Origin of the sequence: Pseudomonas sp. LW8 (genome assembly GCF_041956865.1) — a bacterium.
GTDB classification, from domain to species: Bacteria; Pseudomonadota; Gammaproteobacteria; order Pseudomonadales; family Pseudomonadaceae; genus Aquipseudomonas; species Aquipseudomonas siliginis.
Window position 1 is genome coordinate 3,557,627 of sequence record NZ_CP168138.1, and the last position, 23,900, is coordinate 3,581,526.

General features: G+C 58.8%; 12 protein-coding genes. 4 read left to right on the forward strand and 8 right to left on the reverse strand.

Annotation, left to right across the window (positions count from 1 at the left end; genetic code table 11):
* Positions 1–7: 7 nt before the first annotated feature.
* From AB9L16_RS16090 to AB9L16_RS16100, 3 genes are read left to right on the forward strand one after another with little or no spacing between them, the layout of a single operon-like run.
* On the forward strand, positions 8–4,858 hold the full coding sequence (locus tag AB9L16_RS16090) for a neuraminidase-like domain-containing protein (RefSeq protein WP_375122380.1): 4,851 nt from the start codon (positions 8–10) through the stop codon (positions 4,856–4,858).
* A complete protein-coding gene (locus AB9L16_RS16095) occupies positions 4,855–9,465 on the forward strand; it encodes a SpvB/TcaC N-terminal domain-containing protein (protein ID WP_375122381.1) in 4,611 nt (1,536 codons plus the stop codon). Before AB9L16_RS16090 ends, AB9L16_RS16095 begins: the two co-directional genes overlap by 4 nt.
* Complete coding sequence (locus AB9L16_RS16100; RefSeq protein ID WP_375122382.1) at positions 9,462–12,140, forward strand: RHS repeat domain-containing protein; 2,679 nt, start codon at positions 9,462–9,464, stop codon at positions 12,138–12,140. Before AB9L16_RS16095 ends, AB9L16_RS16100 begins: the two co-directional genes overlap by 4 nt.
* A gap of 157 nt (positions 12,141–12,297) precedes the next feature.
* Here the strand turns inward: AB9L16_RS16100 and AB9L16_RS16105 are convergent, their stop codons facing one another.
* The 6 genes from AB9L16_RS16105 to AB9L16_RS16130 are packed head-to-tail and all read right to left on the reverse strand — an operon-like array spanning position 12,298 to position 18,250.
* Positions 12,298–14,040, reverse strand: coding sequence for an ABC transporter substrate-binding protein (locus tag AB9L16_RS16105; RefSeq protein ID WP_016775286.1), 1,743 nt, complete (start codon positions 14,038–14,040; stop codon positions 12,298–12,300).
* A 47-nt stretch (positions 14,041–14,087) separates the two neighbouring features.
* A complete protein-coding gene (locus AB9L16_RS16110) occupies positions 14,088–14,360 on the reverse strand; it encodes a DUF2160 domain-containing protein (protein WP_038861868.1) in 273 nt (90 codons plus the stop codon).
* Positions 14,361–14,370: 10 nt separating this feature from the next.
* Positions 14,371–15,171 carry a carbohydrate ABC transporter permease gene (locus AB9L16_RS16115; RefSeq protein ID WP_041477086.1) on the reverse strand — a complete coding sequence of 267 codons (801 nt, stop codon included), beginning with the start codon at positions 15,169–15,171 and terminating at the stop codon, positions 14,371–14,373.
* A 9-nt stretch (positions 15,172–15,180) separates the two neighbouring features.
* Entirely contained in the window at positions 15,181–16,047 is an 867-nt protein-coding gene (locus AB9L16_RS16120; protein WP_007912484.1) for a carbohydrate ABC transporter permease, read from the reverse strand.
* Positions 16,044–17,156 (reverse strand): ABC transporter ATP-binding protein, encoded by a 1,113-nt coding sequence (locus AB9L16_RS16125; protein ID WP_016775290.1) that lies wholly within the window; start codon positions 17,154–17,156, stop codon positions 16,044–16,046. Before AB9L16_RS16125 ends, AB9L16_RS16120 begins: the two co-directional genes overlap by 4 nt.
* Positions 17,156–18,250, reverse strand: coding sequence for an ABC transporter ATP-binding protein (locus tag AB9L16_RS16130; protein ID WP_016775291.1), 1,095 nt, complete (start codon positions 18,248–18,250; stop codon positions 17,156–17,158). Before AB9L16_RS16130 ends, AB9L16_RS16125 begins: the two co-directional genes overlap by 1 nt.
* Before the next feature lie 383 nt (positions 18,251–18,633).
* On the opposite strand from AB9L16_RS16130, the gene AB9L16_RS16135 reads away from it, so the two are divergent.
* Positions 18,634–20,469 (forward strand): sigma-54-dependent Fis family transcriptional regulator, encoded by a 1,836-nt coding sequence (locus AB9L16_RS16135; RefSeq protein ID WP_375122383.1) that lies wholly within the window; start codon positions 18,634–18,636, stop codon positions 20,467–20,469.
* Positions 20,470–20,670: 201 nt separating this feature from the next.
* Here the strand turns inward: AB9L16_RS16135 and cysS are convergent, their stop codons facing one another.
* The gene (gene cysS, locus AB9L16_RS16140) at positions 20,671–22,053 is read right to left on the reverse strand and encodes a cysteine--tRNA ligase (RefSeq protein ID WP_095182076.1); all 1,383 of its coding nucleotides are present in this window, start codon (positions 22,051–22,053) and stop codon (positions 20,671–20,673) included.
* A gap of 18 nt (positions 22,054–22,071) precedes the next feature.
* Entirely contained in the window at positions 22,072–23,769 is a 1,698-nt protein-coding gene (locus AB9L16_RS16145) for a glutamine--tRNA ligase/YqeY domain fusion protein (protein ID WP_375122384.1), read from the reverse strand.
* Between the last annotated feature and the right edge of the window lie 131 nt (positions 23,770–23,900).

Below are 23,900 nucleotides of genomic sequence, written 5' to 3' on the forward strand. Positions count from 1 at the left end.
AACGATCATGACGACTGCCTTCGATGCGCCGCTTAACGAAGCACTGCGTGACGCGATGCTCGCCCTTTATCTGCACGAAGCCATACCCAGCGATCCCTACCTGATCGAGCAAGGGCTGGCTCAAACGATCAAGACCGCCAACGACCTTTATGAATTCTGGTTGCTGGATGTACTGGTCAGCCAGGATGTCCCGACCAGTCCGGTGGCCTGCGCCATTGCCAGCTACCAACAGCAAATCAACAGCATGATGTTGAACCTGGAGCCCGGTTACAGCGATGACAGCTTTACGCCTTTGCAAACCAGCACCTGGCGCGACGGCCTCAATCGCTACTCGATCTGGCCCGCCCTCCAGCAGTTGCGCACGTTCCCGGACATCTATCTGGACCCGACCCTGCGCCTGACCAAGAGCGCCAGTTTCGAGCAACTGGAGAATGACCTCAACCAGGCGCAGATTCAGCCCGAAACAGTACAAACCGCAGTGCTGGCTTACCTTGCCAGGTTCGAAGAAATTGCCAACCTGAAAATCTGCAATGGCTACATTGACGGGGAAGATTTTGCCAACAGTACTTATTATTTCATCGGCAAATCCCCTGCCGAGAATGCTTATTACTGGCGCTCACTGGACATGTCGCAGCGCGCGGTCAAAGCGCCCGCGAGTGCAGCAGGCGAAACCCCGGTCAAATATGACAAGCCGCTGCCCAATGCCTGGTCGGATTGGCAAAAAGCCAACGTGCCCATTTCGGAAAAGGCGCTGGAACACACCATTCGCCCGTGCTGGTTCAACAATCGTCTGTTCGTGATCTGGGCCGAGCTGGAGCTTCAGGATGCGGACGCCATGCAGGCCCCCGTTGACGGCAAGGCCGACCAGAGCGTCAAGGTCAATCCCAGGTTCCGCCTATATGCCAGCTACAAGAAATATGACGAGACCTGGAGTACGCCGCGGGTTTACATCGAGAGTTACTGCCAGACCAAAGCGCTGATCGAAAAACCGCTGGAAGAAATTGCGGAGCAAACCCAGACCATTGCGGTGTATGACCACTCGACGTCACCTGAGTCGATGGTGCTCATGCTGTATTCGAACTATCAGGGCGTCCCTTCCGAGATTCCGGGCGATGCAGATACCTATGATTTTCTGCGAACGGTACAGATAGACAAGAACTTCAATGTGACACCGCTGCCACCGTCATTCGGCATGGCGCCGGAGGTCAGACCGGCCTCACCTCCCTCCGTCGAGGTCCTCAAGAACGGCGAAGCCCACGTGAGGCTGATCGGCAATATTTTCGCCAATGGCAACGCTGGTCGTTTCCAATACTGGCTTCCCTCCGGCACGCCAATGTTTGGTGCAGTGGAGTACCAGACACCGGATAGCGAAAAGACCACCTGGGATTATCAGGGGTGGCAGTCGCGAATCGAGACCAGCGTGAAAGACGTCGACTTTGTCTATAACCGGGCGGCGTCCAATATCGAGTTGACCGCAAGGCTGGCGGCAGGATTCAACAACCTCCTGATTTTCAAACTTTCCGTCTTCGACAAACACGACGAAAACAAGGAGCTCATCAAAGTTACGCTGGTGTTCGATCCTTCGGAAAATCATCTTGAAGTTCCGCTACTTCCAGGCTCCATCATTGAACCTGTTGGTACCGACTTCATGGATGTCGCAGATACGGCATTCTGTTTCAAGGGCTACCCTGATCGGCTGCGTAGCTTGATCGCCGACCCTGTCGGGAATCCGACCGAATTTACGGTACCCGCCACCAAGCAAGGAGAAACGGCGTGCCTTGCAGGTAAACATGCAAATCGAAGGGTGCTCTATGAACTGATCGGCTCCAGCATGGTTTTGTTTACGTCCTTTTGGCGTTCTACCACCGATCACAATGAAATCGCTCTTCATCCTTCAGCAGGGCGCTATAACAGCAGCGTGGGCTACCAGTTTTTCATCGCACACCCGCTGAATGTTCTGTCAACAAAGCCGCCTGAAACATTCAGCGCAATGCGCAAGCTGGCGTCTACAGCCATCGTCAATAGCCTGTCGAAGGACTCCTCGCTGACTTATTCGTTTTCGGTCGATCAATCCACCCTCCAGCCCGACGGCTGGCCAGTGGAGTGGCCTGAGGATCCAAAGGAACTGAAAATCCCGCTGATCTATGGTGTTCTGGTTTATCACGCAGGCTCCTTGGCAACCACGCTGATTGGCGGAGCACTCAAGGCGCTGACCGTTGAATGGGCAGAAGTGCCTCCCTCAAACTTGCAAATAGCGCCCAGCATCAACAGCATGATCGACCCGTCTCTGGGGGACAGCCCTTCTTTGGGCAAGGCGCAATTCATTGACTTCAGCGGCTCCGGCATCGAGTTGAGCGACGGGCAGGAACCCGAAGGATCACGTCGGGCCGCTGTGCGCATGAACACCACCTTCGCCCGGCAACTGATCAACCTTGCCGAAAGCGGCATGGAACCCCTGCTGAGCTGGGAAACCCAGACCCAGCACACAGAACCACCTATCCCGGACGGTCAGGGGTCGCAAGCCATGGATTTCTCGGGCGCTTACTACCTGTATTTCCTGGAACTGTTCCTGTACCTGCCCTGGCTGGTGGCCTACCGCTTGAACGAAGAGCAGCAGTACGACGAAGCGAAACAGTGGCTTGCGTATCTGTTTGACCCGACACGACAAAGCGCGGACCCGGGACACCCCGGTTACTGGCAGGCCGTACCGTTGGAAGAGCCGGTATGGCCCGGTCCGGTCGACCCCAGCCTGGCCATTCTGTACCCGGACGATCCGCATCAGATTGCCTTGAGTTTTCCGGTGCACTTTCGCAAGGCGCTGTGGAAACTGTTTATCGAGATCGAAAGCCGCCAGGCTGATCTGGCGTATGCAGAGTTGACGCCGGACGGCCTGGCTGAAGCCAAGATGCGCTACGTCCACATCATGGATCTGCTGGGACCGCGCCCGGATGTACGCCAGATCGACGAATGGTTGCCGCTCACGCTCGACGAATTGAGTTCGTCGAAGAATGTGCAACTGCGTCAATTCGAACAGCGCCTGATCAGCGCGCACCAGCAGCTGCAACAACAGCCACCTTTGCGTATCGGCAGGGCCCCGGCTTCGCAGCCTGCACCACTATTGAGTCTGCGGCCTGACGGCCATGACCCGCTACTGGCGAGCGCGGACACTGAGTATTTCCGTCGGCCCTTCAACCCCGAACTGATCATGCACTGGGATCGAGCCGAAAGCCGCTTGTTTAACCTGCGACATAACCTCGATATGGCCGGCGCTCCGCTGAACCTGCCGTTATTCGCCACGCCGCTGGATCCGCGCGCACTGCTCGCCGCTTGGGGCCAAGGCTTGTCCGGGGCAGCACTCAGCCGCTTGTTGAACCCGCAGATTCCCCATTGTCGCTTCAGTTTCATGTTCGCACTCGCGCAGAACGCGGTGGACAGCGTGATCGCGTTCGGCGCCACGCTACTGTCGCTGATCGAACGCAAGGAGCAGGCGCAGTACCTGGAACTGCAACAGCAGCAGGCGTGGAACCTCGCGGAGATGGCGGTGCAAATACAGGTTCAGGCCGAGAAGATTGATGAAAAAAACAAGGAGGCGTTGCTGGCGAGTCAGGACACCATTCTGGACCGAGTGAGTTATTACGAGAAATTGCTGAAAGACGGTGTCAGCACCTTGGAAATCGGCGCGGGAGCTTCTTACCTGCTGGGAAGTCTCGGCCAGACCGGAGCGACGATTGCCCACGGAATCGGCCAGGCAATGACTGTAGCACCGAACATATTTGGCATGGCGGCCGGTGGCGCACGCCTGGAAGGTGCTGCCAACGGCTTCGCGGCCCATATGCAAGCGTTTTCACACGTTGCGTATGGCGCAAGCCAAACCATGGATCGCATCGAACAATACCGGCGCCGCGCCCAGGAATGGACCCAGGCCCGCGACCAGGCAAAACTCGAAGCCGAGCAAATCAAGGCCCAGCTTGCCGTCTCCGACGAACAACATAAAGCCACGCAACTGCAACTGCGCCAGGCGCGAGCAGCACTCAACCAGGCCAAGGCCACCCACGATTTCCTGCTGAGCAGCAATCGTTTCAGCCGATCGCAGACCTACGACTGGCTCAACAGCAAATTCGCCGGTTTCTACCATACCGCCTTCACCAACGCACAATCGCTATGCCAGGCCGCTGAGGCCTGCTGGCAATACGAAATGGGCGATTTCACCCGAACCTTTGTCCATCCCGGCGCGTGGAATGCCACGTACCGCGGCCTCGGTGCCGGGGAAGAGTTGAAGATGAGCCTGCAACAGATGTACAGCCAGTACGTGCAGCACAACCGCCGCGATCTGGAAATCAGGAAAACCGTGTCACTGAAGGATTTGACCGGCAAGGACCCGAGTTCAACCATCAATAAACCGTGGGCACAGATCAAGCAATCGCTGATGGACAACGGCACGTGTGAATTGGAACTGACTCAGCAAATGTTCGACGATGATTACGCCGGGCAAAATCATTACCTGCGCCGGATCAAGACTATAAGCGTGACGCTACCGGCCGTGCTCGGGCCTTATCAAGATATTCGGGCGGTGCTGAAACAGACCTACAGCAAAGTTGAAATGGCCCCCACGATCGGCAGCAGCGTCAAAGAAAACCTGCGATCCAGTCAACAGATCGCCCTGTCGAGTTCGCTGGAAGACAACGGCATGTTTCAGCTCAACTTCCAGGACGAACGCTATCTGCCATTCGAATACACCGGCGCGATTTCACGCTGGATCCTGACGTTTCCCAAGGGTCAGGAGCACATACTTCAGCGCTTGCCCGACATCATCCTGCATGTGTGCTACACCGCGAGATGCGAAGGCGGTTCGCTATGAACGAACAGCCGGCGCCGCAACAGTCGACAATGCAGATCAACACACCGAGCCTGCCCAAGGGCGGCGGCGCCATCCAGAGTATTGGCAAGGGATCGGCCGGCGTGGGTACCAAAGGCACTGCGTCGCTGGAACTGTCGTTGCCGATTTCCACCGGACGCGGTTTTGCCCCGCCATTGGGTCTGGGCTATAGCAGTGGCACGGGCAACAGTTCCTGCGGGATTGGCTGGCAGTTGACGGTTGACGCGGTGACCCTGCGCACGGTCAATGGCGTGCCGACTTATGACGGCACTGACCAGGTCGTGGGGCCCGACGGTGATGTATGGCTGCCCGAGCGCAATGAAAGCACCGGTGAATTGATCTTCCGCACCACTGAGCAATACAACGGCTTGCCCCTGACGACAGCGTATGACGTCGTTCGCCACTGGCCACGGGTCGAGGGTGCATTCGCCTTGATCGAACATTGGTCGAACGAGACCGACAAAGCCGGTTTCTGGCTGATTCACGGTGCCGACGGCAGCCTGCATATCTATGGCACCACCGCCAATTCACGCCGGGCCGACCCTGCCGACCCGCAGCGCGTCGGCGTCTGGATGATCGACGAAAGCCTCAATACCCGCGGCGAACACATCATCTACGAATACAAGGCGGAAACCGAGCTGCCAGTCGCTCCGCAGTATCGCGACTATCGCGCTCAGCGCTATCTCAAACGCGTGTGTTATGGCAACGAAAAAGCCTCCGCGCACCTGTATGCCTGGGACAGCGGTAGCCGGGAAAAACAGTTGTGGCACTTTCAACTGGTGTTCGACTATGGCGAACGCAGCAGCGATCTGGAACAAGTGCCAACGTTTGAAGAACAACAGCCATGGGCCGAGCGCAGCGACCCTTACTGGATCTACGCCTACGGTTTCGAGCTGGGCAACCGACGCCTGTGTCGACAAGTGCTGATGTTTCATCACTTCCCCGAAGAGTTGGGTGACCATCCGGTTCTGGTGCAGCGCCTGCTCCTGCAATATCGCCTCAGCCCACTGGGTTACAGCCATCTGAGCGCGGCGCATCAGCAGGCCTATGACGGCCTCGGCCAGATCGAAAGCCGACCGCCCATGGAGTTCAGCTACAACACGTTCGACCTCGCCCCGCAGCCGCAGGGCTGGAAAGAATTCACGGCCATGCCCGGCCTCGACGATAGTCATCAATATCAGTTGGTTGACCTGTACGGTGAGGGCCTGGCGGGTGTGCTCTGCCGTTATGACCACGGCTGGTATTACCGCGAGCCGATGCGCGCAGAGACCGGCAGCGATCAGGTCGAGTACAGCGAGTGGAAACTTCTTGAAGGCGTGCCGATGTCCGACGCCGGCAAACCCGTGCATCAGTCGCTTACCGATCTGACCGGCGACGGCAAGCTCGACTGGGTGCTCGCCGCGCCGGGCATGTGCGGATTTTTCACCCTCGACCCAGATCGCAACTGGTCAGGGTTCGTGCCCTTCGATGCATTTCCCGGCGAATTTTCCCACCCGATGGCGCAGATCGCCGACTTGCTGGGTGACGGCCTGAGCGACCTGACGCTGGTCGGCCCGCGCAGCGTGCGTTTGTATGCCAATCGTCGCGCGGCTGGCTTCGCCGAGGCCGTCGACGTGCCGCATGCGGAAAAAACCGCCGCAGGCGATGATGATGAGCTGCCTGTGCTGAGCAATACACCGAGCGAAATCGTTGCATTCGCCGATCTCATCGGCAGCGGTCAGCAACATCTGGTGCGGATCCGTCATAACGAAGTCAAGTGCTGGCCGAATTTGGGACATGGTCGTTTCGGCAAAGGCTTTGTGCTGTGCACCCTGCCCTTCGCCTACGATGAATTCAACGCCTCACGGGCCTTGCTGGCGGATCTCGACGGCTCGGGTGCGGCTGACCTGATCTACATGGAAGCCGAGCGCCTGCGTATTTTCATGAACCATGCCGGCAGCGGTTTCGCCCAGACATCCATTGATCTTCCCTGGCCTGAGGGCCTCGCCCATGACGCGCTCTGGCAGGTCACCAGCGCAGATCTGCAAGGCCTGGGCTGCTCGAGCCTGGTGGTGACATTGCCGCACATGTCGCCCAGGCACTGGCGTTACGATTTCGTCGACGCCAAACCCTATCTGCTCAACAGAAGCTGCAACAACATGGGTTGCAGCGCCAGCGTGAATTACCGCAGTTCGGCGCAGGAATGGCTGGATGAAAAACGTGAGCAACAGGCAGCCGGTGTTGAAAATCCAGTGTCCGGTCTACCCATGGCCATGCACCTGGTACACGAGCAAATCCAACATGATGAGATCACCGGCAACACACTGACACAGCTCTTCAGCTATCGCGGCGGTTATTACGACCGTTTCGAGCGCGAATTCCGTGGTTTTCGCCTGCTGCTGCAAAGCGACACCGAAGCGTCAGCAACCGAGTTCACCGCGCCGATTCTCAGCAAGACCTGGTTTCACACAGGCGAAACCATCGACCCGTCAAGAACCGGTTATTACAGCCGTGACGGTGATGCGGTCGATCTCAAATCCACACTGCTGCAGCTCTATCACTTCAATGATCGCATCGCGCAACCTTTCACCGAAGCCGATGAGGAGACTGCGCGAGAGATCGCCCGCACCCTGAGCGGCCGAGTGATGCGCTCGGAAGTGTTCGCCGCCGGTGACGACGCGGCGACCGCAGTCCCCTATGTGGTCCAGGAACATCGCTATGGCGCACGGGTGCTGCGCCCCAAAGGCAAGTACCAGCCTTATGCAGTGATCTTGCCCCTGGACGCGGAATCCATCAGTTATCAGTACGAACCGGCAATTGCCGACGATCCGATGTGCCAGCACCAGTTGAATCTGGAATGGGACCCCTACGGCCGTGTGGTGCATGCTTTCACGGTGAACTACGCGCGACGCAAAACCAGCAGCGATGCGCCGCCGTTCACTGAAGAGCATCAGCAGAACTGGTGGAAGGATGCTCATGACGATGCGCAACAAAAATGGTACCTGACGCAGCTCCGGTCAGAATCGATTCATTTGCCCAATGACGAGGCCTGGCGCCTTGGATTGCCCTGCCGCTTGCGCAGCAATTCGCTGGTGCTGGAAAAAGCGGCGCTGAGTGCCGCAACGATCCACCATGAACATATTTTGCTAATGGCCCGCGAGGATGGCGAATGGGCGCAGCAAGCAGTGTTGTCTGCATTGACGCTGCAGCGCTACATCGACCCTCGCAGCGGTGCAACGCTGGATCCGGGCGCCGCGACTTTCGAGGGTTTGCCCGCCTACATGGAGACGGCCGAACTGGACGCCGTCGCCCTCAGCGCATATGACAAACTCGAGGTCGATGGCCAATTACCCTTCAACCTGAAAGAGAAACTCGAATCGCAGGAGGTCGGTTACCACATCATGCCGCTGTTTCTGCCCGAGCAAGACCACGGTCCGATCGATGATCCTGACGATGCGAAGAACTATCTGTGGTCAGTGCACAGAGGTTTTCCCACCTACCACACGCTAGACGGCTTTCATAACGTGCAGAAATACCGTGAAACCCGCAGTCACGGCGAAACCCTGATTACCTATGACGCGTATTGGTGTGTGACAACCGCCGTGACCTTACCGGACGGCTGCACTACCCGCAGCCTCGACGTGGATTACCGCACCTTCCTCCCTGCGGCCATTGAAGATGCCAACCGCAACCTGCAGGAAGCGCGCTACAACGCTTTCGGCGAGCCGCTGGTGAGCAGTTTCCACGGCACCGAACTTGGAGAACCGGTGGGTTTTGACCCGCTGCAAACCTACGTCCCGCCGGCAGACCGCGACCCGGCCATTGCCATCGCCGATCCGAAACAAGCCATTGGCAACTTCGCCCGTGCCGCTTTCTGGGATACGTTCAGTTGGATGGGTTGCATCTCCCGCACGTCCTCACGCTCCCAAGAGTGGTGGGACTGGGCGAAAAGCCAAGGCTACATTCTGCCCGAAGGACACATTTGCGATCGCGCCCGACAGTACCTTGCCGCTATGGAAAATCCCGATCTGAATGAAACCGAACTCCAGCAGCAAATCGATAATGCACAGCGTGAGCCCGTGTATGCCGTCTCTCTGGTGGCCGACCGCTATCCGCTTGATCCCGATCTGCAAGTGCGAGTCAGCATTGCTTGCCTGGACGGTTTCGGCCGCACTCTGCAAACCAAACATGAGGTCCCCCCGGGCGTGGCCTGGCAGGTCGATGACAACGGTGAGTTGGTCCTCGACGACAATGGCAAACCAATAGACGCCCAGGCCCAGCGACGCTGGCGTGTCAGCGAGCCAGTGGAATACAACAACAAAGGCCAGACTGTGCGGATTTACCGGCCCTACTTCGCCGATCAACCGCGCTACATCAATGATCGCTCGATGCGCAAGCATGCTTTTCACGACCAGCAGTTCTACGACGCGGTGCGCCGACCGACCGCAACCGTGCTGGCGAAGCAAATGCTGCAAGGCAATCCACCGACGCTCAAACCCCTGCGCCGGGAAGTCTGGTACTGGATCTGGTGTAACGTCGCCTTCGACGAAAATGACCTGTTCGACCCGCCACCGGAACAACGGCGACGCAACTGGTGGACAGGAAGGTGAGCAAGCATGCGCAGACACCGCATCTTAGCGTCACTGATGCCCGAGGCTTGCCGGTGCGGCAGGTTGCCTACTGGCGCGAAGATGGCAGCGAATCTGAAGCGCGCATTACCGCGGTTCAGCATGACGTTGCCGGGCGACGGGTGGCGCAGCGCGATCCACGATTGTTCGCCGACGCATCAGCCCCCGCCAATCTCAGGACGGTTTACTCACTGACCGGTCAGGTGCTGATCACGCTCAGCGTCGATGCCGGATGGCACGTCAGTCTGTGGGGCGAGGCGCGTCAACCGCTGCACGGTTGGGATGGCCGGGGTAGCGTGCGCAGCATCGAGTATGACGAACAGCTGCGACCACTGGCTGTGTTCGAACACGCCGATGACGGAAAACCTTTGTGCACGGAGCGATATGGTTATGCCGGCAGCAATCCGACATTTGCCACGCGGAATCAGTGCGGACAGATCATCCGCCTCGATGATCCGGCCGGCACGCAGTTGTTCGAACAGTTCGGATTGACCGGTGGAATCATCGCTCAGTCTCGACGCTTTCTGCGCTCACTCGACCCTCCTGACTGGCCGGTATCGCTCAGCGAGCGTGACAAATTGCTCGAAGACGCGCCTGCCGCCACGAGCTACTCGCGTTTCAACCCGCTCTCGGAAACCATCGAACAAATCGACGCCAGAGGACACCGACAGCTTTTCAGCCAGACCCTGGACGGCCAGTTGCGAGACGTTCGACTGCAATTGATGGGTTCCGCGCCGAAAACCCTGGTCGGCGCCATCCAGTACGATGCCCAAGGACATACCCTTCGGGAAACCGCTGACAACGGAGTGATCACCACATTGGACTACGCCGCCGAGGATGGCAGGCTGATCAGCCTGCAAAGCCAGCGCGGCAATGACATCCTGCAAGACCTGCGTTATGTCTACGACCCGGTAGGCAACGTGCTGAGTATTGAAGACGCCGCCCTCCCGATTCGATACTTTGCCAACCAGCGCATCGAACCGGTCAACCGCTACCGTTATGACAGTCTCGATCAGTTGATCGAGGCCACGGGTTGGGAGGCCGGTCAGACATCGAAGTTTTCACTGGCAGATCCTGCAGCGATCGCCAATTACACCCAGACCTACCACTATGACTGCGGTGGCAATTTGCTCAAATTGATCCACGACGGCCCACAAGGCCACGGTCACCGCCTGGTCGCCGCCAAGCACAGTAACCGCTGCTTGCCGGTGCGCGATGGCATGGACCCGGGCGAGGAAGATTTGCGCAACGGCTTCGATGCCAATGGCAATCTGCTTGGCCTGCAACCAGGACAGACTTTCAACTGGGACTTGCGTAACCGATTGCGTGAAGTCCGGCTGGTTTTGCGTGAAGACCGTTCGGCTGATAACGAGCAATACCGATACGCCTCAGACGGCATGCGCGTGCGCAAAGTGCGGCTGATGCAGACCAACGCTAAAACGCTGATGAACGAAGTGCGTTATCTGCCGAATCTGCAAATCCGTACCCACAGTGGTACGGGAGAAATACTGCAGGTGATCAGTGTCCAGGCCGGGCGCAGCAGCGTGCAGGTGTTGCACTGGGAATCCGAACCGCCCCAAGGCATCGACAACGATCAAGCGCGTTACAGCCTCAACGACCATTTGGGTTCCTGCACCCTGGAACTCGACGCCACGGGCAAGCTCATCAGTCAGGAGCGATACCACCCTTTCGGCACCACCGCGTGTTTTGCCGGGCGTAGCGAAATCGAGACAAGCTATAAAACGCTGCGCTATTCGGGCAAAGAGCGGGATGCGACCGGGCTTTATTATTACGGGTTCAGGTATTACGTGGCGGGTTGGCAGCGATGGTTGAATCCGGATCCGTCCGGGGCGATTGATGGTCTGAATCTGTTCAGCATGGTGAAAGGCAATCCGTTGGCCTACTTCGATACTGATGGGCGAATTCGTGAAGGCGTCAATGAGGAGTACCCGACTCAAGCGACCATCGGATCTTCGCCTTCGCCGCAATCATCAACGCCATTTTCAGCAAACTCTGTAAATAACGAAAGCACGAGATTCGGATTTCCTGATACACCACCATTGTCTCCAGAAGTAGCGAGCGCAAGCCACTCCATCGAAGTGTTGATGGAGAAAGTGCAATTGACCGATTCTTCGCTGAAGAACAAGCCAACGTCGATTGCCGATGATATTGGTGGTCGCCCTGCTATAGGCGGCGGGGGCGAAGGAGAAATATACGAAAGCGCCGACGGGAAACATGTCTATAAAAAGTTCAGAGGAGCCGACAAGCGAAACAGTATTCCGGGGTATGTAAAAACCGAAGCCGAGGGTTTCAATGCTTACTATGGAGCAGGCTCGGCGACGGCACTTATTGAAGACAATCAGAGTTACCTCAAGATGATAAAACTCGATGGCATCCCCCTCGGCGACATCAAGAAAGGTTCCATTCCGGCAAGCGGCGCCAATGCACTTTTGGAGATGTTTAATGAAATGGAAGCAAAGGACCTATATCACCAGGATGTACAGGACCATAATTTCCTCTGGTCGGAGAGAGATACTAAAGTTTACCCCGTCGACATGCAGCCGTTCCCCTTCGAGCTTGCCCAGTACACGATAGACTCATACGAGCGAAGTAAAAAACAGTTGCTGACTCAATTTGCTCGCAACGTGAAACGCTGACTTCCATCCCCCCTCAAGCCCTTGAAGGGACATCGAGGTGTATGCGAAATGCGTGCATTACAGTACATATGGGAGCCAGGCCGCTGTCGATTCGAGTAAAGGGGGGAGAAAAGCAAACGGCACCTTCCGGTGCCGTTCGCTTCTTACACTTTCAACATCATTTACGCGCATCCGCCCAGGATTTCAGCAGTTCGCTATAGCTCACCGTTTCACCCTTCGGCTTCTCGTTAGCCAGTTTCGGCTTCGGTGCGCCCGGTTGATCGAACCAGTATTGCGCATCGCGTTCCGGGTTCATCTTCGGCGCGCAAGTGGCCTGGGCCTTGGAGCGTTCGAGGCGTTCCATGATGCGGTCCTGATCCTTGGCCAGGCCATCAAGCGCCTGTTGTGGGGTCTTCTCGCCGCTGGCGGCTTCGGCGATATGGCTCCACCACAGTTGCGCCAGACGCGGGTAGTCCGGCACGTTGGTGCCGGTCGGCGACCATTGCACGCGGGCCGGGCTGCGATAGAACTCGACCAGACCACCGAGTTTCGGCGCCAGATCGGTCATCGCCTGCGAGTTGATGTCCGACTCGCGAATAGGTGTCAGACCGACGATGGTTTTCTTCAGCGAAACAGTTTTCGAGGTCACGAACTGCGCGTACAGCCACGCCGCGAGTTTCTGTTTTTCAGGCGTGGATTTCATGAACGTCCACGACCCCACATCCTGGTAGCCGAGCTTCATACCCTCTTCCCAATAGGGGCCTTTGGGCGATGGCGCCATGCGCCATTTCGGCGTGCCGTCGGCGTTGACCACCGGCAGGCCGGGTTTGGTCATGTCGGCGGTGAACGCGGTGTACCAGAAGATCTGCTGGGCGATGTTGCCCTGCGAGGGCACCGGGCCAGACTCGGAGAAGGTCATGCCGGCCGCTTCCGGTGGTGCGTATTTCTTCAGCCAGTCGACGTATTTGGTGGTGGCAAACACCGCCGCCGGGCCGTTGGTGTCGCCGCCGCGGGTCACACTGGAGCCAACCGGGTGGCAGTCCTCGACGCGGATCCCCCACTCGTCCACCGGCAAGCCGTTGGGCAGTCCCTTGTCGCCGCCACCGGCCATGGAGAACCAGGCATCGGTGAAACGCCAGCCCAGCGACGGGTCTTTCTTGCCGTAATCCATGTGGCCGTAGACGCGTTTGCCGTCGATTTCCTTGACGTCTTCGCTGAAGAATTTGGCGATGTCTTCATAGGCCGACCAGTTCACTGGCACGCCCAGCTCGTAACCGTACTTCTCCTTGAACTTGGCTTTCAGATCGGCGCGCTCGAACCAGTCGGCGCGGAACCAGTACAGGTTGGCGAATTGCTGGTCGGGCAGTTGATAGATCTTGCCGTCCGGTGCGGTGGTGAAGGAGATGCCGATGAAGTCCTTGATGTCGAGGGTCGGCGAAGTGAAGTTCTTGCCTTCGTTGGCCATCAGGTCGGTGATCGATTCGGTCTTGCCGTAGCGAAAGTGCGTGCCGATCAGGTCGGAGTCGTTGACCCAGCCGTCGTAGATGTTCTTGTCCGACTGCATCACCGTCTGCATTTTCTCGACCACGTCGCCTTCCTGCAGCAGGTCGTGGGTGAGTTTGATCCCGGTGATTTCGCTGAAGGCCTTGGCCAGCACCTTGGACTCGTATTCGTGGGTGGTCAGGGTTTCGGAAACGACCTTGATGTCCATGCCACGAAACGGCTCGGCGGCCTTGATGAACCACTTCAATTCTTCAAGCTGCTGTTCGGCCGTCAGGGTCGAGGGCTTGAACTCGCTGCCGATCCATTTTTTCGCAGCATCTTCGTAGGCGTCGGCCCAGGCAGATGCGCTCAGACCGCTGAGTGCCAGCATGGCTGCCAATGAAATGCTATGTCGCAGCTTATTGTTTTTATCGAACATAGAGACCTCCTGTTTAAGTTGTGGAGCCGCGTTGCCGAACGATTCGACTAGCCCCAACGCATCACAGCCAACAGCCACACCAGGGACAACGCGGACGCCACCCAGATGCTCCAGTCGGTGACGCCGATTACCAGCAAATGCAGGTAGGCGCTGCCGAGAAGACCGATAAACAAGCGATCGCCACGGGTGGTGGCAATCGGCAGAAACCCGCGCCGCAGAATGCTCGGCGAGCGCAATTCCCAGGTGGTCATGCCCACCAGAATCAGACCGATGCCGATGAAGAACGCGGCGGTCGGTGTCGTCCAGCTCATCCATTCCATCATCAGCTCCTCAGACTCGACCGAGGGCAAAGCCCTTGGCCACGTGGTTGCGCACAAACCAGATCACCAGCATGCCCGGCAGGATGGTCAACACCCCCGCTGCTGCCAGCACGCCCCAATCGATCCCCGATGCCGACACCGTGCGCGTCATCACTGCCGCAATCGGCTTGGCGTTGACCGAGGTCAGCGTGCGCGCCAGCAGCAGTTCGACCCAGGAAAACATGAAGCAGAAAAACGCCGTGACGCCGATGCCGGAGCCGATTAACGGGATGAAAATCTTCACGAAGAACTTAGGGAAACTGTAGCCGTCGATGTAGGCCGTTTCGTCGATCTCCTTGGGCACGCCAGACATGAAACCTTCCAGAATCCACACCGCCAGCGGCACGTTGAACAAGCAGTGCGCCAAGGCTACGGCGATGTGCGTGTCGAACAGGCCGATCGACGAATACAACTGAAAGAACGGCAGCAAAAACACCGCCGGCGGCGCCATGCGATTGGTCAGCAGCCAGAAGAACAGGTGTTTGTCGCCGAGGAAACGATAGCGTGAAAACGCGTAAGCCGCCGGTAACGCCACGCTCAGGGAAATCACCGTGTTGAGGCTGACGTAATACAGCGAGTTCAGATAACCGGTGTACCAACTCGGATCAGTGAAGATCACCTTGTAGTTCGCCAGCGTGAATTCCTGTGGGAAAAGCGTCAGGCCGCCGAGGATTTCGGTGTTGCTCTTGAACGACATGTTCAACAGCCAGTAGATCGGCACCAGCAGGAACAGGATGTACACCAGCAATGGAATAAGCTTTCTCTTGCTCATGGCCGGGCCTCAGCGGTTGGCGTCGGAGTGCGTCATGGCGGTATAGAACAGCCACGACACCAACAGGATGATCAGGAAGTACACCAGCGAAAACGCCGCTGCCGGACCGAGGTCGAATTGCCCTACCGCCATCTGCGTCAACGTCTGACTGAGGAAGGTTGTGGCATTGCCCGGCCCGCCGCCGGTGAGCACGAACGGCTCGGTGTAGATCATGAAACTGTCCATGAAGCGCAGCATCACCGCGATCAGCAGCACGCTCTTAAGCTTGGGCAACTGAATGTGGCGGAACACCGCCCAGGCCGAGGCGCGGTCGATCCGCGCCGCCTGGTAATAGACGTCGGGAATCGCCCGCAGGCCGGAGAAACACAACAGCGCGACCAGCGAAGTCCAGTGCCAGACGTCCATCACCAGCACCGTCACCCAGGCGTCCATGGTGTTGGCCGCGTAGTTGTAGCTGATGCCCATCGCGTTGAGGCTGGAACCGAGCAGGCCGATGTCCGCGCGGCCGAAAATCTGCCAGATGGTGCCGACCACGTTCCACGGAATCAGCAGCGGTATCGCCAGAATGATCAGCACCACCGAGGACCAGCGACCCTTGGTCGGCATGGTCAGCGCGACGGCGATGCCCAGCGGGATTTCAATCAGCAGCACGCAGGCTGAATAGATGAACTGGCGCAGCAACGAGTCGTGCAAACGCGGGTCGAGCAGCACTTGCTTGTACCAGTCAGCGCCAACGAAGTAGCGGCTGGACTGGTCAAAGATGTCCTGCACCGAATAGTTGACCACGGTCATCATCGGGATCACCGCACTGAACGCCACCAGCAGGAACACTGGCAACACCAGCCACCAGGCCTTGTTGTTCTGCACTTTGTTCATGGCTGCGCCTCCTCGTCGCTGACTTCCAGGAGAAATTCATCGGCATAGACCATCAGCCATTGCGCCGGGAAACTGATGTAAGCCGTGCCCTGCGGCACCGGTTTGTCTTCGGCCAGACGCACCTTCAACGGCGCGCCGTCGAGGTTGAGAGTCATGATCTTGTAGGTGCCGAGGTCTTCGACGTGTACGACTTTGGCTTGCATCGCGTCGTCAAACGGCTCGTCCCACACATGAATGAACTCCGGGCGGATGCCGACCTTGAGATTTTTCCACTGGCCGTGCTCGATATGGCGCTGCAAGGCGTCGGACAACGGCAGGTGCGTCGAGGCGAAACCGACGCCCCCGGGCTGCGGCTGCACCTCAATCAGATTCATCCCCGGGCTGCCGATGAAATAGCCGACAAAGGTGTGGCTCGGCCGCTCGAACAATTCCCGTGGCGTGCCGAACTGAACGATCTGACCGCCGTACATGACCGCGATCTTGTCAGCGAAGGTCGAGGCTTCAAGTTGGTCGTGGGTGACGTAGACCATGGTGATGTTGAACTGCTCGTGGATCTGCTTGAGCTTGCGCCGCAGCTTCCACTTCAGGTGCGGGTCGATCACCGTCAGCGGCTCATCGAAGAGGATTGCCGAGACGTCATCGCGCACCAGTCCACGGCCCATGGAGACTTTCTGCTTTTCGTCGGCGGTGAGATTGCGCGCCTTCTTGCTCAGCAGATTCTGCAGGTCGAGCACTTCGGCAATTTCCTGCACCTTGCTGTGCACTTTCGCCTCGGCCATGCCCTGGTTTCGCAGCGGGAAAGCGAGGTTGTCGAACACGGTCATGGTGTCGTAGACCACCGGAAACTGGAAAACCTGGGCGATGTTGCGCTTCTCCGGCGTGAGGTCGTTGACCGCTTTGCCGTCAAATAACACGTGGCCCTGGGACGGGCTGAGCAGGCCGGAAATGATGTTGAGCAAGGTCGACTTGCCGCAACCGGACGGGCCGAGCAAAGCATAGGCGCCACCCTGCTCCCAGACGTGATCCATCTCGCGGATCGCATAATCCTCCGCGCCGCTCGGGGTTTTGCTGTAGCTGTGGGCGAGGTGCTGCAAACGGATTTCGGCCATCAGGCAACCCTCGCGACACGCCGGCCCGGTGCTTGCACCAGACGGCCCTGCGCATCGAAAACGAACAGTTTGTGGGTCGGGATATAGATGCGGATCGGCGCATCGACGTCGTATTCATGAACACCCGGCAAGTGCAGCACCAGCAGAAAATGCTCGTTGCGCACATGCAGGAAGGTTTCCGAACCGCTGATTTCGGCGACCTCGACGGTCACGGCCAATTCGAGATCGTCATCGTTGCTCGGCACCAGCGAGATATGACTCGGGCGTACGCCGAAGCGGAACTCACCCTCGCCCACCGGGCGCAGATCGACGTTCAACGGAAAGTGTACGAAGTTGGCGAAGCTGACTTCGTTGCCGGCAATGCGTCCCGGCATCAGGTTGATCGGCGGTTCGGAGAACAATTCAGCGGCGAGCACCGACTGCGGCTGGTGATAGACCTCGGTCGACGGGCCGCTCTGAATCACCCGGCCTTCGTGCAGGATGGTCGTGGTGCCGCCGAGGGCCAGCGCTTCGTTGGGTTCGGTGGTGGCGTAAATGGCGATGGTGTGGCGCGCCTTGAACAGCTCGCGCATTTCCTGACGCAGCTCTTCGCGCAGCTTGTAGTCGAGGTTGACCAACGGCTCGTCGAAGAGGATCAGTTCAGCATCCTTGACCAGGGCGCGGGCCATGGCCGTGCGCTGTTGCTGCCCACCGGAGAGCTCCAGCGGATAGCGCTGCAAGAACTTCTCGATGCGCAGCATGCGTGCGGTTTCCTGCACCTTGCTGTGGATGATCTCTTTCGAGATGCCGGCCTGACGCAGTGGCGAGGCGATGTTCTCGAACACCGTCATGGTCGGGTAATTGATGAACTGCTGATAGACCATCGACACGTTGCGCAGCCGCACCGGGCGCTGGGTGACGTCGACACCGTTCATCAGCACGCGGCCGCTGTCGGGCTTGTCGAGGCCGGCCATCAGGCGCATGAGGCTGGTCTTGCCGGACAGGGTGCGCCCGAGCAGTACGTTGAAGGATCCGGGTTCGAATTTCAGGCACGCATCGTCGATCCAGATCTGGCCCTCGACGGTACGGCTGACGTGCTCCAGGGTGAGTGACATGGCTCGGCCTTTTTTATTTTTGGAGTCAAGCGACCGGAGCAACAGAGCGACATTCGTGCCAGAAATGGCAAGTGGTTGATTTGCCGTGAAAATCGTTGATTACGCGAGGAAATGGCGTTCACAGCTGAACACTTTTGAACAGTCGGGGTGATTGACAATGAACAATAGTGAACAACACTCTATGCACGCTTTTGCCCAATCCTGAATGCAAAATGGATCCCCTGTGGGAGCGAGCCTGCTCGCGAAATCGGTGTGTCATTCAATGAATCCATTGACTGAACCGACGCTTTCGCGAGCAGGCTCGCTCCCACATGGGGATTTGTGTAGTTTTGAAGATCGGGCTCATAACAATAATAAAATCGCTGCACTCAGAGGCTCGCCCCATGGCCGCACCTGCTTCGCCGCTGTCCCACGACGCGATCGTCCAGACCTCCTGGCAACGTTGCCGCGCGTTCGGCCTCGACCACCAGAGCGCGCCGGCCTTCGATCAATTACCCGCCGCCGGCATTGCACGATTGCTCGACAGCCATCATTCGCTGGTGCAGACCACGCATCAGGAAGTCCTGCCCTACTACGAAAACATCCTCAGCAATTCCAACTGCCTGATCATGCTCGCCGACAATCAGGGCCAAGTGCTGACCTCATGGGGCACACAGCGCTTTATCGAACCGAATCTGGCCCGGGGCTTTCAGGCCGGGGCGAGCTGGATGGAGCGCAGCAGCGGCACCAATGCAATCGGCACCGCACTGGCCTGTGAGCAGGCTGTGCACATCGAACACGATGAACACTTCCTCAAGGCCAACCGCTTCATGACCGGCTCCGCCGCGCCGATTTTCGACGCCGAGCGCAAGGTCATCGCCGTGCTCGATGTCTCCAGCGACAGCTATCTGCCACCCTCGCACACCCTCGGCATGGTCAAGATGATGAGCCAGACCGTGGAAAACCGGCTGATCCTCAACCTGTTCCATGGCCAGCACTTTCAACTGACATTCAACACCGGGTTGAACAACCTCGACAGCCAGTGGGCCGGGTTGCTGATCTTCGATGAAAGCGGTCAAGTGCTGTCGGCCAATCGCCGCGCCGACAATTTGCTCGGTGTGCGTTTGTCGCGCGTCAGCGTTGAAAGCCTGTTCAAGGTGTCGCTGCTGGAGTTGATCAATCAGCCCGAGGGTCTGCCGTTTGCCCTGCAGACCTCTGGACGCAACCGTTTCCAGTGTTTGCTGAAACGGCCGAAACAGGCACCGGTGCAGGCGCGAGTGTTTGTCGCCGAGGACAAGCCTGCGCCAGCCAGCGTGATCAGCCTCAACACGCTGCATTTCGGCGACAGCCGTGTGGAAAAAGCCGTGCGCCAGGCCGAGCGTTTGCTGGAGAAAGACATTCCGCTACTGATTCACGGTGAAACCGGCGTCGGCAAGGAAGTGTTCGTCAAAGCCTTGCATCAGGCCAGCTCCCGGCAAAAACAGGCATTCATCGCGGTGAACTGCGCGGCGATCCCCGCTGAACTGGTCGAGTCCGAGTTGTTCGGTTACGAGAAAGGCGCGTTTACCGGGGCCAACCAGAAAGGCAGCATCGGCCTGATCCGCAAGGCCGACAAAGGCACGCTGTTTCTCGATGAGATCGGTGACATGCCGCTGCCAACTCAGGCGCGCTTGTTGCGGGTGTTGCAGGAGCGTTGCGTGCAGCCGGTGGGCAGCAGCGAGTTGTTCCCGGTTGATTTGCGGATCATTTCCGCGACCAACCGTTCGTTGCGCGAGCAGGTGCAACTGGGCCGATTCCGCGAAGACTTGTACTACCGCATCGGCGGCCTGACCCTGGAGCTGCCGCCGTTACGTGAGCGCAGTGACAAGCAGGCGCTGTTCAAACGACTGTGGGAGCAGCATCGCGAGCCGACGCAATGGGCGGGGCTGAGCCCTGAAGTTCTGGAGTTGTTTGACAAGCATCCGTGGCCGGGGAATTTGCGTCAGGTCAGCAGCGTGATGCAGGTGGCGTTGGCCATGGCCGAGGAACAACCAGTGCGACCGGAGCATTTGCCGGATGATTTTTTTGTCGACCTGGAGATGGAACCGGTGGAAACAGCGGCGCCGCTGGGGCTGGATCTCAACGATGTGGAGGCGTTGAACAGGGAGTTGAAGGCGGCTGGAGGGAATATTTCGCATCTAGCGCGGCGGCTGGGGGTTAGCCGCAATACGCTGTACAAGCGGTTGCGGCAGGCTGAATGACAAGTTGTCTGGACGGGCCTCTTCGCGAGCAGGCTCGCTCCCACAGGGGATTGGTGCCGTGCATTGAAAGTCGATCGTTCCCACGCTCTGCGTGGGAATGCAGCCCGGGACGCTCTGCGTCCCTACAGAGCCGAACGCGGAGCGTCCGTTGAGGCATTCCCACGCAGAGCGTAGGAACGATCATGGTAGGGGCTTTGGGCCTCAGTCAGCCAGACGCCAGGTAGTCCCACCCTTGCCGTCTTCCAGCACGACACCCATCGCCGTAAGCTGATCACGGATACGATCGGACTCAGCCCAATCCTTACTCGCCCGAGCCGCCAGACGCGCCGCAATCAGCGCATCAACCTCAGCCGCATCGACACGCCCTTCAGCGCCCGCCTGCAGGAAGTCATCGGCCTCAAGTTGCAACACACCCAGCACACTCGCCAGTTCTTTCAGACGTGCCGCCAGCCCCGCCGCTGCATCAAGATCGCTCTCGCGCAGACGGTTGATCTCGCGCACCATCTCGAACAGCACGGCGCAGGCTTCCGGCGTGCCGAAGTCGTCGTTCATCACCGTGGTGAAACGCTCGACGAACGCCTCGCCACCGGCCGGCGCCACGCTCGGCAGGCCTTTCAACGCATGGTAGAAACGCTCCAGTGCGCCCTTGGCGTCCTTGAGGTTGTCTTCCGAATAGTTGATCGCGCTGCGGTAGTGGCTCGAGACCAACAGGTAACGCACCACTTCCGGGTGGTACTTGTCGAGCACGTCGCGGATGGTGAAGAAGTTGTTCAAGGACTTGGACATCTTCTCGCCATTGATGCGAATCATCCCGCAATGCATCCACGCGTTGGCGTAGGTCTTGCCGGTGGCCGCTTCGCTCTGGGCGATTTCGTTTTCGTGGTGCGGGAACTCCAGGTCGCTGCCGCCGCCATGAATATCGAAAGTCTCACCGAGGCAGCACGTCGACATCACCGAGCACTCGATGTGCCAGCCCGGACGTCCGGCGCCCCATGGCGATTCCCAGCTCGGCTCGCCCGGCTTGGCGGCTTTCCACAAAACGAAATCGAGCGGGTCTTGTTTCGACTCGTCGACCTCGATGCGCGCACCGATGCGCAAATCTTCGATCTTCTTGCGCGACAGCTTGCCGTAGCCCATGAACTTGGCGACGCGATAGTACACGTCGCCATTGCCCGGCGCGTAGGCGTAGCCCTTGTCGATCAGGGTCTGGATCATCGCGTGCATGCCGGCGATGTGATCGGTGGCGCGCGGTTCCATGTCCGGCTTCTGGATGTTCAGGCGCGCTTCGTCTTCGTGCATCGCGGCGATCATGCGCTCGGTCAGCGCTTCGAACGATTCACCGTTCTCGCGGGCGCGATTGATGATCTTGTCGTCGATGTCGGTGATGTTGCGCACGTAGGTCAGGTCATAACCGCTGAAGCGCAGCCAGCGCGTCACCAGGTCGAACGCGACCATGCTGCGGCCGTGGCCGAGGTGGCAGTAGTCGTACACGGTCATCCCGCAGACGTACATGCGCACCTTGTTGCCATCAAGCGGCTTGAAGACTTCTTTGCTCTTGGTGAGCGTGTTGTAGATCGTTAGCACGTTAGTTCCTTGACTCACTCACTGGCCCCACGAATCACGCAGGGTCACGGTACGGTTGAATACCGGCTGACCGGGTTTCGAGTCCTTGAGGTCCGCGACGAAGTAGCCTTCGCGCTCGAACTGGAAACGGTCTTCCGGCTGTGCGTTGCCGAGCGATGGCTCGGCGCGACAACCGGTCAGCACTTGCAGCGAGTCAGGGTTGATGTTGTCGAGGAAGCTGGCGCTGTCTTCGGCCTTCTCCGGGTTCGGCGAACGGAACAGGCGATCGTACAGACGTACTTCGCACTCGACGCTGGCGGCGGCCGGCACCCAGTGGATCACGCCTTTGACCTTGCGCCCTTCCGGGTTCTTGCCCAGGGTATCCGGGTCGTACGAGCAACGCAGTTCGACGATGTTGCCGTCGGCGTCCTTGATCGCTTCGTCGGCGCGGATCACGTAGCTGCCGCGCAGACGCACTTCACCGGCCGGTTCCAGGCGCTTGTAGCCCTTCGGCGGTTCTTCCATGAAGTCTTCACGGTCGATGTAGATTTCCCGGGCGAACGGCAGCGCGCGCACGCCCATGTCTTCTTTCGGGTGGCGTGGCAGTTCGAGTTTTTCGACCTGGCCTTCCGGGTAGTTGGTGATGACCACTTTCAGCGGACGCAGCACGCACATGGCGCGCGGGGCGCTGTGGTCGAGGTCGTCACGGATGCTGAATTCGAGCATGCCGAAATCGACCACGCCGTCGGACCGGTTGGTGCCGATCATTTCGCAGAAGTTGCGGATCGATTTCGGCGTGTAGCCACGGCGGCGGAAGCCCGACAGCGTGGACATGCGCGGATCGTCCCAGCCGTTGACGTGCTTCTCGTCAACCAGTTGCTTGAGCTTGCGCTTGCTGGTGATCGTGTAGTTCAGGTTCAGACGGCTGAACTCGTACTGGCGCGGGTTCGCCGGCACCGGCAGGTTCTCCAGGAACCACTCGTACAGCGGACGATGGCTTTCGAACTCAAGGGTGCAGATCGAATGCGTGATGCCTTCGATGGCGTCCGACTGACCGTGGGTGAAGTCGTAGTTCGGGTAGATGCACCACTTGTCGCCGGTCTGGTGGTGATGGGCGTGGCGAATGCGATACATGATCGGGTCGCGCAGGTTCATGTTCGGCGAGGCCATGTCGATCTTCGCCCGCAGCACGCGCGCGCCGTCAGGGAATTCACCGGCCTTCATGCGCGCGAAAAGGTCGAGGTTTTCCTCAACCGAACGGTCACGGAACGGGCTGTTCTTGCCCGGCTCGGTCAGGCTGCCACGGTATTCCTTGGCCTGTTCCGGGGTCAGGTCGTCGACGTAGGCCTTGCCGGCCTTGATCAGCTCGACGGCCCAGTCGTGCAACTGGTCGAAATACTGCGAGGCGTAGCGCACTTCACCGGACCATTCGAAGCCCAGCCATTTGACGTCGCTTTCGATGGCGTCGATGTATTCCTGATCTTCCTTGGCCGGGTTGGTGTCGTCGAAACGCAGGTGCGTGACGCCACCGAACTCCTGGGCCAGGCCGAAGTTGACGCAGATCGACTTGGCGTGGCCGATGTGCAGGTAGCCGTTGGGCTCCGGCGGAAAGCGAGTCACGATCTGGGTGTGCTTGCCCGAGTCCAGGTCTGCCTGGATGATCGGCCGCAGGAAGTTGACCGGCACGGCAGGGCCGGACTTGGCATTCGAGGTAGGGTCGACAGTGGGCTTGCTCATAGGATCCTTGACGTACAGGTGCGCGGCCGCAAAGAGGGGCCAGACAAAACAAAGCCGCTATCATAGCCGATGCTGTCAAGGGCCTGACAGAGCAGCTCTTATAAAGGCACGCATTTAATCGCCGGGAAATG

Coding starts and splice junctions, on each gene's coding strand:
- AB9L16_RS16090 (WP_375122380.1), top strand. CDS start 8: ATGACGACTGCCTTCGATGCGCCGCTTAACGAAGCACTGCGTGACGCG.
- AB9L16_RS16095 (WP_375122381.1), top strand. CDS start 4,855: ATGAACGAACAGCCGGCGCCGCAACAGTCGACAATGCAGATCAACACA.
- AB9L16_RS16105 (WP_016775286.1), bottom strand. CDS start 14,040: ATGTTCGATAAAAACAATAAGCTGCGACATAGCATTTCATTGGCAGCC.
- AB9L16_RS16110 (WP_038861868.1), bottom strand. CDS start 14,360: ATGGAATGGATGAGCTGGACGACACCGACCGCCGCGTTCTTCATCGGC.
- AB9L16_RS16115 (WP_041477086.1), bottom strand. CDS start 15,171: ATGAGCAAGAGAAAGCTTATTCCATTGCTGGTGTACATCCTGTTCCTG.
- AB9L16_RS16120 (WP_007912484.1), bottom strand. CDS start 16,047: ATGAACAAAGTGCAGAACAACAAGGCCTGGTGGCTGGTGTTGCCAGTG.
- AB9L16_RS16125 (WP_016775290.1), bottom strand. CDS start 17,156: ATGGCCGAAATCCGTTTGCAGCACCTCGCCCACAGCTACAGCAAAACC.
- AB9L16_RS16130 (WP_016775291.1), bottom strand. CDS start 18,250: ATGTCACTCACCCTGGAGCACGTCAGCCGTACCGTCGAGGGCCAGATC.
- AB9L16_RS16135 (WP_375122383.1), top strand. CDS start 18,634: ATGGCCGCACCTGCTTCGCCGCTGTCCCACGACGCGATCGTCCAGACC.
- AB9L16_RS16145 (WP_375122384.1), bottom strand. CDS start 23,769: ATGAGCAAGCCCACTGTCGACCCTACCTCGAATGCCAAGTCCGGCCCT.